This is a genomic window from Pseudoroseomonas cervicalis (assembly GCF_030818485.1).
Taxonomy (GTDB): Bacteria; Pseudomonadota; Alphaproteobacteria; order Acetobacterales; family Acetobacteraceae; genus Pseudoroseomonas; species Pseudoroseomonas cervicalis_A.
Map to the genome: position 1 here is coordinate 1,047,239 of NZ_JAUTAJ010000004.1, position 15,216 is coordinate 1,062,454.

The 15,216-nt window shown below is 72.4% G+C and carries 17 protein-coding genes and 1 tRNA gene; 14 read left to right on the top strand and 4 right to left on the bottom strand.

Annotated features, from left to right (window positions below):
- Nucleotides 1-25: 25 nt before the first annotated feature.
- Nucleotides 26-101 (top strand) — tRNA-Asn (locus tag QE401_RS08760).
- Nucleotides 102-185: 84 nt separating this feature from the next.
- Here the strand turns inward: QE401_RS08760 and QE401_RS08765 are convergent.
- Nucleotides 186-1,328 (bottom strand): alpha-D-ribose 1-methylphosphonate 5-triphosphate diphosphatase, encoded by a 1,143-nt coding sequence (locus tag QE401_RS08765; protein WP_307137836.1) that lies wholly within the window; start codon nt 1,326-1,328, stop codon nt 186-188.
- Entirely contained in the window at nt 1,325-2,101 is a 777-nt protein-coding gene (phnF, locus tag QE401_RS08770; RefSeq protein WP_307137837.1) for a phosphonate metabolism transcriptional regulator PhnF, read from the bottom strand. Before phnF ends, QE401_RS08765 begins: the two co-directional genes overlap by 4 nt.
- A 103-nt stretch (nt 2,102-2,204) precedes the next feature.
- On the opposite strand from phnF, the gene phnG reads away from it, so the two are divergent.
- Genes phnG through QE401_RS08815 form a run of 9 tightly spaced genes read left to right on the top strand, consistent with a single transcriptional unit; the run spans nt 2,205 to nt 8,499 of the window.
- Complete coding sequence (gene phnG / locus QE401_RS08775) at nt 2,205-2,666, top strand: phosphonate C-P lyase system protein PhnG (RefSeq protein WP_307137838.1); 462 nt, start codon at nt 2,205-2,207, stop codon at nt 2,664-2,666.
- Nucleotides 2,663-3,232: a phosphonate C-P lyase system protein PhnH gene (gene phnH, locus QE401_RS08780; RefSeq protein WP_307137839.1), complete on the top strand. Its 570-nt coding sequence runs from the start codon at nt 2,663-2,665 to the stop codon at nt 3,230-3,232. Before phnG ends, phnH begins: the two co-directional genes overlap by 4 nt.
- A 3-nt stretch (nt 3,233-3,235) precedes the next feature.
- Nucleotides 3,236-4,354, top strand: coding sequence for a carbon-phosphorus lyase complex subunit (locus tag QE401_RS08785; RefSeq protein WP_307137840.1), 1,119 nt, complete (start codon nt 3,236-3,238; stop codon nt 4,352-4,354).
- Nucleotides 4,351-5,223 carry an alpha-D-ribose 1-methylphosphonate 5-phosphate C-P-lyase PhnJ gene (locus QE401_RS08790; RefSeq protein WP_307137841.1) on the top strand — a complete coding sequence of 291 codons (873 nt, stop codon included), beginning with the start codon at nt 4,351-4,353 and terminating at the stop codon, nt 5,221-5,223. Before QE401_RS08785 ends, QE401_RS08790 begins: the two co-directional genes overlap by 4 nt.
- Nucleotides 5,220-5,993, top strand: coding sequence for a phosphonate C-P lyase system protein PhnK (gene phnK, locus QE401_RS08795; RefSeq protein ID WP_307137842.1), 774 nt, complete (start codon nt 5,220-5,222; stop codon nt 5,991-5,993). Before QE401_RS08790 ends, phnK begins: the two co-directional genes overlap by 4 nt.
- Nucleotides 5,990-6,688 (top strand): phosphonate C-P lyase system protein PhnL, encoded by a 699-nt coding sequence (gene phnL, locus QE401_RS08800; RefSeq protein WP_307137843.1) that lies wholly within the window; start codon nt 5,990-5,992, stop codon nt 6,686-6,688. Before phnK ends, phnL begins: the two co-directional genes overlap by 4 nt.
- A complete protein-coding gene (locus QE401_RS08805; RefSeq protein ID WP_307137844.1) occupies nt 6,685-7,383 on the top strand; it encodes an amidohydrolase family protein in 699 nt (232 codons plus the stop codon). Before phnL ends, QE401_RS08805 begins: the two co-directional genes overlap by 4 nt.
- Nucleotides 7,384-7,402: 19 nt before the next feature.
- Entirely contained in the window at nt 7,403-7,825 is a 423-nt protein-coding gene (locus tag QE401_RS08810) for an amidohydrolase family protein (protein ID WP_373461473.1), read from the top strand.
- Entirely contained in the window at nt 7,822-8,499 is a 678-nt protein-coding gene (locus QE401_RS08815; RefSeq protein ID WP_307137846.1) for a DUF1045 domain-containing protein, read from the top strand. Before QE401_RS08810 ends, QE401_RS08815 begins: the two co-directional genes overlap by 4 nt.
- A gap of 133 nt (nt 8,500-8,632) precedes the next feature.
- On the opposite strand, the gene phnN is transcribed toward QE401_RS08815, so the two are convergent.
- Nucleotides 8,633-9,184, bottom strand: coding sequence for a phosphonate metabolism protein/1,5-bisphosphokinase (PRPP-forming) PhnN (gene phnN / locus QE401_RS08820; protein ID WP_307137847.1), 552 nt, complete (start codon nt 9,182-9,184; stop codon nt 8,633-8,635).
- Between the two features lie 84 nt (nt 9,185-9,268).
- On the opposite strand from phnN, the gene QE401_RS08825 reads away from it, so the two are divergent.
- Complete coding sequence (locus QE401_RS08825; RefSeq protein WP_307137848.1) at nt 9,269-11,053, top strand: gamma-glutamyltransferase family protein; 1,785 nt, start codon at nt 9,269-9,271, stop codon at nt 11,051-11,053.
- A gap of 67 nt (nt 11,054-11,120) precedes the next feature.
- On the opposite strand, the gene QE401_RS08830 is transcribed toward QE401_RS08825, so the two are convergent.
- Nucleotides 11,121-12,194, bottom strand: a complete 1,074-nt coding sequence (locus QE401_RS08830) for an AI-2E family transporter (RefSeq protein WP_307137849.1) — start codon at nt 12,192-12,194, stop codon at nt 11,121-11,123.
- 196 nt (nt 12,195-12,390) lie between these two features.
- On the opposite strand from QE401_RS08830, the gene otnI reads away from it, so the two are divergent.
- From otnI to QE401_RS08845, 3 genes are all read left to right on the top strand, one after another.
- Entirely contained in the window at nt 12,391-13,188 is a 798-nt protein-coding gene (gene otnI, locus QE401_RS08835; RefSeq protein WP_307137850.1) for a 2-oxo-tetronate isomerase, read from the top strand.
- A 36-nt stretch (nt 13,189-13,224) separates the two neighbouring features.
- Entirely contained in the window at nt 13,225-14,106 is an 882-nt protein-coding gene (locus QE401_RS08840) for a 2-hydroxy-3-oxopropionate reductase (protein ID WP_307137851.1), read from the top strand.
- A gap of 196 nt (nt 14,107-14,302) precedes the next feature.
- The gene (locus tag QE401_RS08845; RefSeq protein ID WP_307137852.1) at nt 14,303-15,178 is read left to right on the top strand and encodes a helix-turn-helix domain-containing protein; all 876 of its coding nucleotides are present in this window, start codon (nt 14,303-14,305) and stop codon (nt 15,176-15,178) included.
- Nucleotides 15,179-15,216: the final 38 nt, after the last annotated feature.

Here is a 15,216-nt window from a genome sequence, read left to right on the forward strand (position 1 = left end):
GGCTATTAGCCCGGCCACACGCTGATCCCCGATAGCTCAGCTGGTAGAGCACGCGACTGTTAATCGCTAGGTCGTTGGTTCGAGTCCAACTCGGGGAGCCAATCGGAAAGGGCGCCGGAAACGGCGCCCTTTTTCGTTGTCGGCGCTTGGCGAAAAAGGGCGCCGCCGGGGCGACGCCCCTGCCCTCAGCCGATCCGCGCCGCCGCCCCCGGGGCGATCCAGGCCAGCTGCCCCCCGGCAAACACCGCCAGCGGCGCCGGCCGCGCCGGATCGACCAGCACCACATCGCCGCGCAGCCCCGTCTCCAGCGCGCCGCGATCGGTGAGCCCCGTGGCGCGGGCGGGGTTGGCGCTGATCAGCGCCCAGGCCGCCGGCAGGTCCAGCACACCCCGCCGCGCCAGCACGAAGGCGGCCTCCAGCAGGCAGGGCCAGACATAGTCGGAGGCCAGGATGGTCACCACGCCGCGCTCGGCCAGCGGCGCGGCGCTGGCCCAGCCGAGATGGCTGCCGCCCCGCACCACATTCGGCGCGCCCATCACCACATCCTCCCCCGCCGCACGGGCGGCCAGCGCGACGTCCTCGGCCATCGGGAATTCGCAGATGGCGGCGCCGAGGGCGCGGAACAGCGCCCGCTCCTCGATGGTCGCATCATCATGGCTGGCGATGGCGATGCCGGCGGCGCGGGCGGCCTCGGCCAGGCGCTCGCGCGCCGCCGGCATTTCGGCGCGGCGCGCCATAGCGGCGGCGGCCAGTTCGCGCAGCCGCTCGGCCGGCACGCCGGCGCGCTCGGCATATTTGGCGGCCTGCGCCTCGCCCTGCAGCTTGCGGGCGATGCCGGGGGTGTGGTCGTTGAAGGCCAGCAGGTCGACCTCGCCGGCCGCGATCGCCGCCCGCGCCTCCTCGAGCGCGGCGAAATTGTCCACCTCGAAGCGCAGATGCAGCCGCAGATCGGCGCCGAGCTGCGGCCGCGCCGCCGCCAGCGCCGCGCGCAGCCGCCGCCAGGCCTCGATGGAGCGCAGCCCCGGCTCCCAGGAGAGCGTCACGCCCAGGAAGGCGGTGGTGATGCCGGCGGCCAGGATCTGCGCGGCGGAATCGCGCAGCGCCTGGGCGGCCGGGATGTCGATGCCGGGGCGCGGCTGGAATTGCCGCTCATGCGCATCGCCATGGATGTCGATGATGCCCGGCAGCACCAGCAGCCCCGTCGCGTCGAGGCGCCGCGCGCCCGCCTCCGGCGTCTCCGCCACGCAGCCCCCGGCGAGCGCCAGGGCGCCCGGCACCATCCGGCCGCCGCGCAGCACCTCGCCGCCTTCAATGATCCAGCCCGTCACGCGCCTCTCTCCTGTGCCGCGTCCTCGATGACGATCTGCACGCGCCCGGCGGCGTAGCGCGACAGGGTGTAGTCGATGGGCCGGCCCTCAGGGTCGGCGTTCAGCGCCTCGGCCAGCATCACCGGGCGGGTGCGCGCCTGCTGCAGCAGATCGGCCAGCTCGGCGCTCGGCATGTCGGCGGTCAGCCGGGTCCAGACGCGCCGGTAATCCGGCACGCCGCAGGCGGCCAGCGCCGCGGTGATCGAGGCGGTGTCGCGCACCGCCTGCTCCAGCGCGGCGAAGCGCGGCAGCACGAAATGGTGCAGCCCGGCCACCACCGGCCTGCCATCGGCGAGGCCCAGGCGCTCCACCGCCAGCACCGGGCGGCCGGGGCGCAGCCGCAGCGCCTCGGCCACCGCCGGCTCGGCCGGGATCTGCCGCACCGAGAGGATGCGCCCCTCCGGCTCGCGGTTCTGCGCCCGGATCACCTCGGAGAAGCGGGTGCGGGGCCCGAGCGGGTAGTCCACCACATCCTCGGTGACGAAGGAGCCGCGCCCCTGCTCGATGCGGATCAGCCCGCGCAGCGCCAGGGATTCGAGCGCGCGGCGCACCGTGTGCCGGTTCACCCCGTGCTGGGCGGAGAGCGCCGATTCGGTGGGCAGCCGGCTGCCCGGCGGGTGCTCGCCCCGGGCGATGGCCTGTTCCAGCGCCTGGGCGATCTGGCGCCAGAGCGAGACACCCTCACCCCGCGCCAGCGCGGCGGAGTTCAGGTCGGTTCGGGGCGGCAGCGTCATGGAAACTTCAAACCCGCTCTCCAGGGTCCATGGCAATTTCGCGTTGACGCTAGCCTGACGGATATCTAGTTGTCTAGACGTCTCAACAACGCCGAAGGCTGCCGTGTCCGATCACCCGCACGAAGAACGCCGCCGCTGGATGGGCATCCTCGCCCGCGCCAGCGCCGCGGCGATCCGCGCCCGGCTGGATGCCCATCTGGCCGATGCCCCACCGCTTCCCGCCCATACCCGCCTGCGCGGCCCGGAGACGGGCCTGGTCATGCTGCGCGGCCGCGCCGGCGGCGACGGGGCGCCCTTCAACCTCTCCGAGATGACGGTGACGCGCTGCGCCGTCAGCCTGGGCGACGGCACCATCGGCCATGCCTATGTCGCCGGGCGCGATTCGCAGCAGGCCGAGCTGGCCGCGCTGCTCGACGCCGCCTTGCAGGATACGGCCCGCCGCCCGGCCCTGCTGGCGGAGGTGATCGAGCCCCTGGCGGCGGCGGAGGCCGAGGCCCGCGCCGCCGCCGCCCGCAAGGCGGCCGCCACCCGCGTGCAATTCTTCACCATGGCGACGATGCGATGATGCAGCCCGGCTTCACCGACCCCGTGCTGGACGCGCAGTCCTGCTTCCGCGCCGTGCTGGAGGCGATGAGCCGCCCCGGCCTGGTGCAGCAGGCGGGCGCCGGCCTCACGCCGCCCGCCCCCCTCGCCCCCGCCACCGCCGCCGTGCTGCTGACGCTGGCCGATGCCGAGACGCCCATCTGGCAGGATGCCGGCGAGGCCGCCGCCGAATGGCTGCGCTTCCATGCCGGCTGCCCGCTGGTCGCGGCGCCGGCGCAGGCCGCCTTCCTGCTCGCCACCGGGGCGCCGCCTTCCCTCGATGGCCTGGCCCTCGGCAGCGATGAGGAGCCGCAGGCCAGCGCCACGCTCATCCTGCAGGTGGTGGCGCTGGAGCAGGCGCCGGGGCTGACTCTCACTGGCCCCGGCATCGAACACAAGCATGCGCTGCGGGTCGATGGCCTGCCGCCCGGCTTCTGGGCGGCCCGGGAAAAACTGCGGCCGCTGTTTCCGCGCGGCATCGACCTGATCCTCTGCGCCGGCACGCGGCTCGCCGCCCTGCCCCGCACCACACGCGTCACGGAGGGCTGAGCCATGGCCTATGTCGCCGTCAAAGGGGGCGAGGCCGCGATCGCCAACGCCCATGCCTGGCTGGCCGAGGCGCGCCGGGGTGACGCCACGCTGGCGGAGCTCGAGGTGGCGCAGATCGAGCAGCAGCTGGGCCTGGCCGTCGACCGCGTGATGGCCGAGGGCGCCTGCCATGACCGGGGCCTCGCCGCGCTGGCCATCAAGCAGGCCCAGGGCGATCTGATCGAGGCTGCTTTTCTGTTGCGCGCCTACCGGACCACCCTGCCGCGCTTCGGCCATGCGGCGCCGCTGGACACGGGGGCGATGCGCATCCGCCGCCGCGTCTCGGCCACCTACAAGGATTTACCCGGCGGGCAGGTGCTGGGGCCGACCTATGACTACACCCATCGCCTGCTGGATTTCGCCCTCGCCGCGGAGGGCGGGGCCGTGCCCCCCGCCCCCCAGGCGGCCGAGCCGCAGGAGCCCGCCCCGCGCGTGACCGAGCTGCTGGCCCGCGAAGGGCTGATGGCGCGCGACGCCGATGCGGGCGAGGAGCCGGCCGACCTGACGCGCCAGCCGCTCTCCTTCCCCGCCGCCCGCCCGGCGCGGCTGCAGAATCTGGCGCGGGGTGATGAGGGTTTCCTGCTCGGCCTCGGCTACTCGACCCAGCGGGGCTATGGCAACGCCCATCCCTTCGTCGGCGAGATCCGCCAGGGCCATGTCACGGTGGGCTTCACGCCCCCCGAGCTCGGCTTCGAGATCGAGCTGGGAGAGATCCTGGTCACCGAATGCCAGATGGTGAACCAGTTCCACGGCTCGAAATCCGAGCCGCCGCAATTCACCCGTGGCTACGGGCTGGTGCTGGGCGGCGGCGAGCGCAAGGCGATGGCCATGGCGCTCGTCGACCGCGCGCTGATGGCGGGCGAGCTGGGCGAGGACCGCGTCGCCCCCGCGCAGGATGAGGAATTCGTCCTGATGCATTCCGACAATGTCGAGGCGACCGGCTTCGTCGAGCATCTGAAGCTGCCGCACTACGTCGATTTCCAGAGCGAGCTGGAAGTGGTGCGCCGCATGCGCGCCACCGCCGCCGCCCATGCCGCCGCCGCTGACGAGGCGCGCGCGGCCGAGCAGGAGCTGGCCGAATGAGCCACGATCCCGGCTACAATTTCGCCTATCTGGACGAGAACACGAAGCGGATGATCCGCCGCACCCTGCTGAAGGCGGTGGCCATCCCCGGCCACCAGGTGCCCTTCGGCGCGCGCGAGATGCCGCTGCCCTATGGCTGGGGCACGGGCGGCATCCAGGTGACCGCCGCGCTGCTCGGCCCGCGCGACGTGCTGAAGGTGATCGATCAGGGGGCGGACGACACCACCAACGCCGTCTCCATCCGCCGCTTCTTCCAGCGCGTGGCGGGGGTGCCGACCACCACCCGCACGGCGGAGGCGAGCATCATCCAGACCCGCCACCGCATCCCGGAGCACACGCTCACCGAGCGGCAGATCCTGGTCTACCAGGTGCCGATGCCCGAGCCGCTGTTCCGGCTGGAGCCGCGCCTGGCCGAGACGAAGCGCATGCATGCCCTGGCCGATTACGGGCTGATGCATGTCAGCCTGTATGAGAGCATCGCCCGGCACGGCCATGTCGCCACCGCCTACAGCTATCCGGTGATGGTGGAGGAGCGCTACCTGATGTCGCCCTCCCCGATCCCGGCCTTCGACAATCCGAAGATGCACCGCATGGCGGCCCTGCAGCTCTTCGGCGCCGGGCGCGAGAAGAAGATCTACGCCGTGCCGCCCTACACCGCGGTGCGCAGCCTGGATTTCGAGGACCATCCCTTCCGCCCGCACCGCGCCGATGCCTGCTGCGCGCTTTGCGGCTCCGCCACCTCCTATCTCGACGAGGTGGTGACCGACGACCAGGGTGGCCGCATGTTCGTCTGCTCCGACACCGATTATTGCGAGGAGCGTCAGGCGGCCGCGCCGGCGGATGCCCAGGCCACGGAGGAAGTGGCATGAGCGCGCCGCTGCTCGAGGCATCGGGCCTCCGCCTCGCCTTCGGCGCCGTGCGCGCGCTGGATGATGTGGCGATCGACATCCATCCGGGCGAGGTCGTCGCCATCGTGGGCGAATCGGGCTCCGGCAAATCGACCCTGCTGCGGGTGCTGTCGGGCCAGATGCGCCCCGATGCCGGGCGCGTCGCCTACACCGCCCCCGATGGCACCGCCCATTCGGTGCATGAGATGGGCGAGGCCGCCCTGCGCCGGCTGATGCGCACCGATTGGGGCTTTGTCCACCAGCATGCCCGCGACGGCTTGCGCATGGGCGTCTCCGCCGGCGGCAATGTCGGCGAGCGGCTGATGGCCATCGGCGCCCGCCATTATGGCAATATCCGCGACGAGGCGACCGAATGGCTGCGGCGGGTGGAGATCGACCCGGGCCGCATCGACCATTTGCCGCGCACCTTCTCGGGCGGCATGCAGCAGCGGCTGCAGATCGCCCGCACCTTGGTCACCCGCCCGCGCCTGGTCTTCATGGACGAGCCGACCGGCGGGCTCGACGTCTCGGTGCAGGCGCGGCTGCTGGATCTGATCCGCGCCCTGGTGGCCGATCTCGGCATCGCCGTGCTGCTGGTCACCCATGACATCGCCGCCGCCCGGCTGCTGGCCCACCGCATCCTGGTGATGCGCCACGGAAAGGTGGTCGAGCACGGGCTGACCGACCGGGTGCTGGACGACCCGCAGCACCCCTATACGCAACTCCTCGTCGCCTCGGTGCTGGCCGCATGACCCCCCTTCTCTGGACCGAAGACCTCGGCAAGGACTTCACCCTGCATCTGCAGGGCGGCACCCGCATCCCGGTGCTGCGCCATGTCGACCTCACCGTGCAGCCGGGGGAATGCGTGGCGCTCTCCGGCCCCTCGGGCGCCGGCAAGTCCACCCTGATGCGCTGCCTCTACGGCAATTACGGCGCTGGTTCCGGCCGCGTCATGCTGCGCCATGGCGGGGAGGCCGTGGACCTCACCACCGCCGATGCCAGGCAGGTCCGCGCCATAAGGCGCGACAGCCTGGGCTATGTCTCGCAATTCCTGCGGGTCATCCCGCGCGTGCCCTGCCTCGACATCGTGGCCGAGCCGCTGGTCACCCGCGGCGTGCCGCAGGCCGAGGCGCGCGACCGGGCCCGCGCCCTGCTGCTGCGGCTGAACCTGCCGGAGCGGCTGCATGGCCTGCCGCCCGCCACCTTCTCCGGCGGCGAGCAGCAGCGGGTCAACCTCGCGCGCGGCTTCGCCCCGTTCTACCCTGTCCTCCTGCTCGATGAGCCCACCGCCAGCCTCGACGCCGCCAACCGCGAGGTGGTGATCGGGCTCATCGCCGAGGCCAAGCAGGCCGGCGCCGCGATCATCGGCATCTTCCACGATGTGGAGGTGCGCGACCGCGTCGCCGACCGTCTCTTCGAAGTACTGCCCATCCAGGACGCCGCATGACCGCCGAGACCATCCTGACCAATGCCCAGCTGGTGCTGCCCGATCGCGTGGAGCCCGGCACGCTGCTGCTGCGGGAGGGCCGCATCGCCGAGATCCAGCCCGGCCTCAGCCACGCCCCCGGCGCCATCGACCTGGAGGGCGACTACCTGATCCCCGGCGTCATCGACGTCCATACCGACAATCTGGAACGCCAGGTGCAGCCGCGCGCCCAGGCGCGCTGGCCCTCGCGTTCCGCCTTCATCTCGCATGACGCGCAGACGGCGGCGGCCGGTGTCACCACCGTGCTGGACGCGCTCTGCCTCGGCGATCTCGGCTTCGATGCCGAGCGCAACCAGACCTTCCTGGACGGGGTCGAGGATCTCGACGCGCTGGTGCCGACCGGGCTGCTGAAGAGCGAGCACTACCTGCATCTGCGCTGCGAGCTGCCGGCCGAGGACATGCTGCCGCTGCTGGAGCCGGTGGCGCACCACCCGGCGGTGCGCATGGTCAGCCTGATGGACCACACCCCGGGCGGCGGGCAATACGCCGATATCGAGCGCTACCGGCAGATGCGCATGCGCGGCGGCAAGGCGGTGGAGGGAGGTCGACCGCCGCATCCAGGAGCTGACCGAGCAGCGCGACAGGCTGCGCGCCCCGCAGCGGCGCCGGCTGCTGGACCTGTTCGGCGGCCGCGGCATCGCGCTGGCCAGCCATGACGACTGGGACGAGGCGGAGATCGCCGAGAACGCCGCCGATGGCGTGCTGATCTCGGAATTCCCGGTCTCCATGATGGCGGCCCAGGCGGCGCGGCGGCATGGCATGCGGATCATCGCCGGCGCGCCCAACATCGTCCGCGGCGGCAGCCACTCGGGCAATGTCGCGGCGGCCGATCTGGTGCGGGAAGGCTTGGTCGATGTCTTCGCCAGCGACTACGTGCCGCCCGCCATGATCGAGGCGGTGTGGCGCAGCATCGACGAGAACGGGCTCTCCATCCCGGAGGCCGTCGCCACCATCACCGCCGCACCCGCCGACATGCTGGGCATGGCCGATCGTGGCCGCATCGCCCCCGGGCTGCGCGGCGATCTGGTGCGCATCCGCAGCCTGGGCAGCATCCCGGTCGTCCGCGCCGTCTGGCGCGCCGGCGAGCGCGTGGCGTGAGCGCCCGCCTCGCCCTGTACTGGGCGCCGGAGGTCTCGGACCCGCTGCACCGGGCGGCCTCCGCCTGGCTGGGGCGGGACGCCGAGACCGGCGCCACCCTGCCCCAGGCGCCGCTGCGGGGGGTGGACATCGCCGAGATCACCGCCGATGCGCGCAGTTACGGCTTCCACGCCACGCTGAAGCCCCCCTTCCGCCTCGCCACCTCCTATGCCGAGGCGCGCGCCGCCGCCGCCGCCCTTGCGGCGCGCACCCGGCCCTTCGCCCTGCCGCCGCTGCGGGTCGCCGATCTGGACGGCTTCCTGGCGCTGCGCGAGGCCGAGCCCTGCCCGGCCCTGCACGCCTTCGCCGATGACTGCGTGCGCAGCCTGGACGCCCACCGCGCCCCGCCGACCGAGGCCGAGATCGCCCGCCGCCGCCCTGAGCGCCTGGCGGAGCGCGAGCGCGCCTATCTGGCCGAATGGGGCTACCCGCATGTCTTCGAGGCCTGGCGCTTCCACCTGACCCTGTCGCGCCGCCTCTCGGCGGAGGAGATGGCGGTGGTGCGGCCGGCGGCGGAGGCGGCGCTGGCCGGGATCGCCGGCGTGCCGCGCGCGGTGCGCGAGCTGTGCCTGTTCACCCAGGCGGGGCCGGGGGCGCCGTTCCTGGTGGCGGAGCGGCTGCGGCTTTTAGGTTAAAAAGGAAGACGTTCTTTTTTAGAAAAAAAGAACCAAAAAACTTTTGTCAGCTGGCGTCCCGCTGATGGCCTGAGGCGGGACGCCAGACTGACAGAAAGTCTTTTTGCTTCTTTTTCGTCAGAAAAAGAAGATCTTAAGCTTCCTTCAGCGCCGCCAGCAGCCGCTGCGCGCCCTCCTCCGGCGTGGTGTCGTTCGCCACCTCCACCACATCCAGCCCTTCCGGCAACGGCGCCTCGCGGCTGAGGCGCAGCGCGATCTCGGCCATGCTCTCCCGCCCGCGCGCCGCCAGCCGGGCCGCCAGCACCTCGCGCGGCGCCGTCACCAGCAGCACGCGGAGATTGTAGCGCCGCGCCGCCTCCGCCAGCACGGCGCGGGAGAGGTTGGCGACGACGATGCGCCCGGCATCCAGCTCCGCCTCGATGCTGCGCGGAATGCCGTAATGCAGCCCATGCGCCGGCCAGTGCAGGGCGAAGGCACCCGACTCGCGGGCTTCGGCGAAGGCCGCCTCGCTCATCGGGATATGCTGCTCGATCCCCGGATGCGGGTTGGTCTCGGCCGGGCGGGTGATGACGCGCTGGGCGAAGAGGAAGCGCGCATCGCCGGCCAGCGCCTCGCGCGCGGCGCCCAGCAGCGTGTCCTTGCCCGCGCCCGAGGCGCCCACCACCGTCACCAGCCTGCCCGCCATGCCAGGTTCTCCGCTTGCGGTTGACCATCGCCTTTTCGGCGCGCAGAGACCAGCCGACAAGCCGCCGCGTCCAGGAGCCATGCAATGTTCACAACCCGCCCGGAGATCGCCGCCACCTTCGGCGCCGTCGGCAGCACCCATTGGATCGCCAGCCAGGTGGCGATGGCGGTGCTGGAGCGCGGCGGCAATGCCTTCGACGCCGCCGCCGCCGCCGGCTTCACCCTGCAGGTGGCCGAGCCGCATCTGAACGGCCCGCTCGGCGACTGCCCGATCATCGTGCACGACGCCCGCGCCGGCACGCAGCATGTCATCTGCGGCCAGGGCCCGGCCCCCGCCGGGCTGACGGTCGATCATGTGAAGAACGGGCTGGGCCTCGACCTGATCCCCGGCACCGGATTGCTGCCCGCCATGGTGCCCGGCGCCTTCGACGCCTGGGCCACCATGCTGCGCGACTGGGGCAGCTGGAAGCTGGGCGAGGTGCTGGAATTCGCCATCGGCTATGCCGAGCGCGGCATCCACTACGTGCCGCGCATCGCGGCCACGGTGGAGAGCGTGCGCCCGCTCTTCGAGCAGGAATGGAAGACTTCCGCCGCGCTCTGGCTGCGCGATGGCGGGCCGCGTGCGGGGAAGCTCTGGGCCAACCCGACGCTGGCCGCCACCTATGCCCGCGTGGTGCGGGAGGCCGAGGCGGCCGGCGGGGACCGCGTGGCGCAGATCGATGCCGCCCGCCGCGCCTGGTATGAAGGCTTCGTGGCCGAGGCGATCGACCGCTTCTGCCGCGGCACCGAGGCGCTGGATGCCTCCGGCCGCCGCCACCGCGGCGTGCTGACCGGCGACGACATGGCCCGCTGGCGCGCGCCCGTGGAGGCACCGCTGGCCTATGAGTATCGCGGCACCACCCTGCTGAAATGCGGCCCCTGGAGCCAGGGCCCCGCCATGCTGCAGACCTTCGCGCTGCTCTCGGGCTTCGACATCGGCGCCATGGACACGCTGGGCGCGGAGTTCGTGCACCATGTGGTGGAGGCGATGAAGCTCGCCTTCGCCGACCGGGAGGCCTTCTATGGCGATCCCGACTTCACCGACGTGCCGATGCAGATTCTGCTCTCCGAGGCCTACAACGCGGAGCGCCGCAAGCTGATCGGCGATCGGGCCTCGCTGGCGCTGCGCCCGGGCAGCATCCCCGGCCATGCCGGCTGGGTCGACCATGCGGCGGAATCCCGCGTGGCGATGCTGGGCGCCGCGGCCGGCGCGGGCGAGCCCACCGTCTCCCGCCTCGGCGTCTCCGGCGCCGACACCTGCCATGTCGATGTCATCGACCGCTGGGGCAACATGGTCTCGGCCACACCCTCGGGCGGCTGGCTGCAATCCTCGCCGGCCATTCCGGAACTGGGCTTCTGCCTGGGCACGCGCGGCCAGATGTTCTGGCTGGATGAGAGCCTGCCGAACGGGCTGAAGCCCGGCAAGCGGCCGCGCACCACCCTCTCCCCCGGCATGGCGCTGCGCGACGGCAAGCCCTGGATGGCCTTCGGCACCCCGGGTGGCGAGCAGCAGGACCAGTGGCAGCCCATCATGCTGGCGCGCATGCTGGACCATGGGCTGAACATCCAGCAGGCGATCGACGCGCCCTCCTTCCACACCGAGCACTGGCCCTCCTCCTTCTGGCCGCGCGTGGCGCGCCCGGGCAAGGTGGTGCTGGAGGGCCGCTTCGCGCCCGAGGTGCTGGCGGCGCTGCAGGCGCGCGGCCACCAGGCGGAGATGGGCGGCGACTGGTCGGAGGGCCGCCTCTCCGCCGTGCGGCAGGAGCCGGATGGGCAGATCTTCGCGGGTGCCAATCCGCGCGGCATGCAGGGCTACGCAGTCGGGCGCTGAAACGCGCAAAACAGGAAAGGCGGGGGAGCGACCTCCCCCGCCTTTGCCATTTCCGGATGCCCCTGGGTCAGCGCAGGGTCGAGGGCTCTTCCTCGGCCCAGTCGCGCAGCAGGGTGAAGCCCACCGCCAGCAGCACCGGCCCCAGGAACAGACCGAGGAAGCCGAAGGCGAACACCCCGCCCAGCGCGCCGAGGATGGTCAGCAGCAGCGGCAGATCGGCGCCGCGGCTGATCAGCCAGGGGCGGATCACATTGTCCACGCTGCTGATGCCGCCGGCGCCATAGACCAGCAGGAACAGCCCCCAGCCGGTGGAGCCCTGGCTGAACAGCCACAGCGCGGCAGGCAGCCAGACCAGCGGCGCCCCCACCGGCAGCACCGAGATGATGCCGGCGATGACCGCCAGCAGCGCCGGCTGCGGCACGCCGGAGATCCACAGCCCGAAGCCGGTCATCAGCCCCTGCGCCACCGCCGTGCCGAGCAGGCCATAGACCACGCCGGTGGTGACATTGGCGGTCAGCTGCACCAGCCGCCGCGCCTGGGAGCCGGCGATGCGCACCACCAGCCCTTCCAGCCCCGCCGCCATGCGCGGCCCGTCGCGGTAGAAGAAGAAGGAGAGCAGGATCGCCAGGATCAGCTCGGCCAGCCCCGACAGCACCGCCAGCAGCACGCCCAGCGCCTGCTGCGCGATCGCCCCGGCATAGGGGCGCAGCATGTCGGCCAGCGGCGTGAAGTCGAGCTGCAGCGCGTCCCAGCGCTCGCGCAGGAATTCGCCCACCCAGGGGATGCGCCCCAGCCAGTCGCTGAGCCCGGGCAGGCCGGAGGCCACCAGGGTCTCGACGCTGTTGCGCAGCCCCTCGACATCCTCGGCGCGGATCGGCGTCGCGAAGAGCAGAGGCAGCCCGACCAGCAGCATCTCCAGCGTCACCATCACCAGCGCCGCCAGGCCGGGCGACAGCCGCAGCCGGTCGCGCAGCGTGCGGTAGGCGGGCCAGGTGCAGAAGGCCAGGATGGCCGCCCAGAGCAGCGCCGAGAGGAAGGGGCGCAGCACCAGGAAGCAGCCGATCAGCAGCGCCGCCAGCGCCGCCAGCCCGAGCAGCCGCGCCGGCTGCAGCCCCCGCTCGGGGGAGGAAGAGGATTGCATGGCGTGACATTGCCCGAGCGCCCGCGCTTCCGCCAGCGCCGCCCCCGCCCTGTCACGCGGGCTTGCCCGGCGCGGGCCGGGCCGGCCGCACTTGTCTGACAACCCCTTGCGCTTCCCGCTCAGCCCTCTAGCGTGCCGGGCGCGCCGCCGGGCCAGCCCGGCCAGCCCCGCAGAGGGCCGATCCAGGAGGAAGAGCATGCCGCGCTTCGCCGCGAATCTGTCGATGATGTTCCAGGAGCTGCCCTTCCTGGACCGCTTTGCCGCGGCCCGCGCGGCGGGCTTCGAGGCGGTGGAGTTCCTCTTCCCCTATGACTTCCCCGCCAGCGAGATCGCCGCGCGGCTGGCCGATCACGGGCTGCAGCAGGTGCTGTTCAACGCGCCCCCCGGCGACTGGGCCAATGGCGAGCGCGGCACCGCCGCCCTGCCCGGACGGCGCCAGGAATTCCGCGACAGCATCCGCCGCGCGCTGGACTACGCCACCGCCCTGTCCTGCCCGCGGCTGCATGTGATGCCCGGCATCGCGCCGCAGGGTGTGGCGCATGACACGCTGACCGCGACCTATGGCGCCAATCTGGACTGGGCGGCGGAGGAATGCGCCAAGGCCGGGGTGAAGCCGGTGATCGAGCCGATCAACCAGCGCGACATCCCCGGCCTGTTCCTGAAGAGCCTGGACCAGGCCGCCGCCATCATCGACGCCATCGGGCCGGAGCGGCTCGGCCTGCAATTCGACCTCTACCACTGCCAGGTGAGCGAGGGCGACTTGGTCAAGCGGGTCGAGAAGCACCTGCCGGTCATCGCCCATATGCAGGTGGCCGACGTCCCCGGCCGCAACGAGCCCGGCACCGGCGAGGTGGCCTGGGATTACGTGTTCCGGCGCATCGACGCGCTCGGCTTCCGCGGCTGGATCGGCTGCGAATACCGCCCCCAGGGCGAGACCCTGGCCGGGCTCGGCTGGTTCGCCCCCTATCGCGCCGCCCCCTCCCGCGCGGGCTGAGCCGCGCACCGACACGACACAGGAAGGAACCCGCCAATGAAGATCGGATTCATCGGGCTTGGCATCATGGGCCGGCCGATGGCGCTGCACCTGAAGCAGGCCGGGCATGAACTGTTCATCCCCGAGCGTGCCAGCGTGACCCCCGAGCTGCGCGAGGCCGCCAGCGTGCTGCCGGATGCCGCCGCGGTCGCCGGCGCGGCCGAGGTGGTGATCCTGATGCTGCCCGACACGCCGGATGTCGAGGCGGTGCTGTTCGGCGCGAAGGGCGTGGCCGAGGGGCTGAAGCCCGGCACGCTGGTGATCGACATGAGCTCGATCAGCCCGACCGCCACCAAGGATTTTGCCGAACGCATCCGCGCGCGGGGCGGCGCCTATCTCGACGCGCCGGTCTCCGGCGGCGAGGTCGGCGCGAAGAACGCCTCGCTGACCATCATGGTGGGCGGCCCGCAGGCCGAGTTCGACCGCGCCCTGCCGCTGTTCCAGGCGATGGGCAAGAACATCACCCTGGTGGGCGAGGAGAATGGCGCCGGCCAGACCTGCAAGGTCGCCAACCAGATCGTCGTCGCGCTGACCATCGAGGCGGTGGGCGAGGCGCTGGTCTTCGCCTCCAAGGCCGGCGCCGACCCGGCCAAGGTGCGGCAGGCGCTGATGGGCGGGCTCGCCACCTCGCGCATCCTCGAGCTGCATGGCGAGCGGATGATCAAGCGGACCTTCGACCCCGGCTTCCGCATCGTGCTGCACCAGAAGGACCTGAACCTGGCGCTGCAATCGGCCAAGGAGCTGGGCGTCGCGCTGCCCAACACCGCCTCGACGCAGCAGCTCTTCTCCGCGGTGGTCGCCAATGGCGGCGGCGGGCTGGACCATTCCGGCCTGGTCCAGGCGCTGGAACTGCTGGCGGCGCACAAGGTGGCCGGCTGAGGCGGCGCGCGGGCCTGGCCCCGCCGGGCCGCGCCCGCGCCCGAGCGGCTTTGCGGCGGAGTGCGGCTTTGCCGCGGCTGCGACCGATTCCCGATTGCTATTGCGGCGCAGTGATCGCATTTTGAGAACCAGCCACGCCGCGCGAGACATTGTCGCGCGGCGCTGCCCCATCCGGTCGCGATCGCCAAGAGGTATCATGCGTTTCGCCGATATCGGCCAGCAGCTGCGGGCCTACCGTCTCGAATCCGGGCTGCGCGCCGAAGAGATCGCGGCCCGGCTCGGCGTGTCGCGCGCGGCGCTGTACCGGTACGAGAAGGGCGAGGTGATCAAGCTCGACACCATCCGCCGGCTGGCCGAGCTGCTGAAGATCTCTCCCCTCTCGCTGCTGGGCATCGGCGTCGAGTATTTCTCCCGCCCCATCGCCTTCCAGGAGCGGCTGCGCCAGGTCGAGGAGCAGTCGGACCAGATCCTGCAGGTGGGCGGCGCGGTCTGCTACCAGACCACCACCGAGGCCTTCGATGGCGCGCTCGCCGAAGCCTGGGCCGAGGCCGCCGACGCGGCGCCGGAGCGCATCGCGGCGCGCGCCGCGGCCGACCAGGCGATGGGCCTGCTGACCGCGCGCAAGAAGCTGCACCAGGCGCGGCGCGCCACCATCATCGCCATGCTGTCGGAAGCGGCTCTGCGCCGCTTCCTGATGGATGGCGTCGCCCCCGGCCTGGCGCTGTCCGAGCGCACCCGCACCCGCTCCCGCCTGGCCGCGCGGGCCGAGGCGGAGAGCATCGCCGGGCTGATGGAAAGCGTGCCGATCGGGCTGCAGCTCGGCCTGCTGGCCGGCGAGACGGCGGGCAATTTCCTGGTGCTGCGCGGACGCGAGCGGGCGCATGTCTGCACCTCCCCCTTCGCCCCGGACCTGACCGCCAGCCCCGCCATCGGCGTCGGCACCATCACCGCGGCGGATGAGGCGGTGACGGTGCATCAGCGCGTGGCCGAGGCCGCCTGGCGCCAGGCGCTGAAGGGCGCCGCCGCCGCCGCCCGGGTGCGCGACCTGATCCGCGAGGTCGGGCCGCGCTGAGCGGCCCGGGCCGATGGCCAGCCCGCTGCTGGCCATCC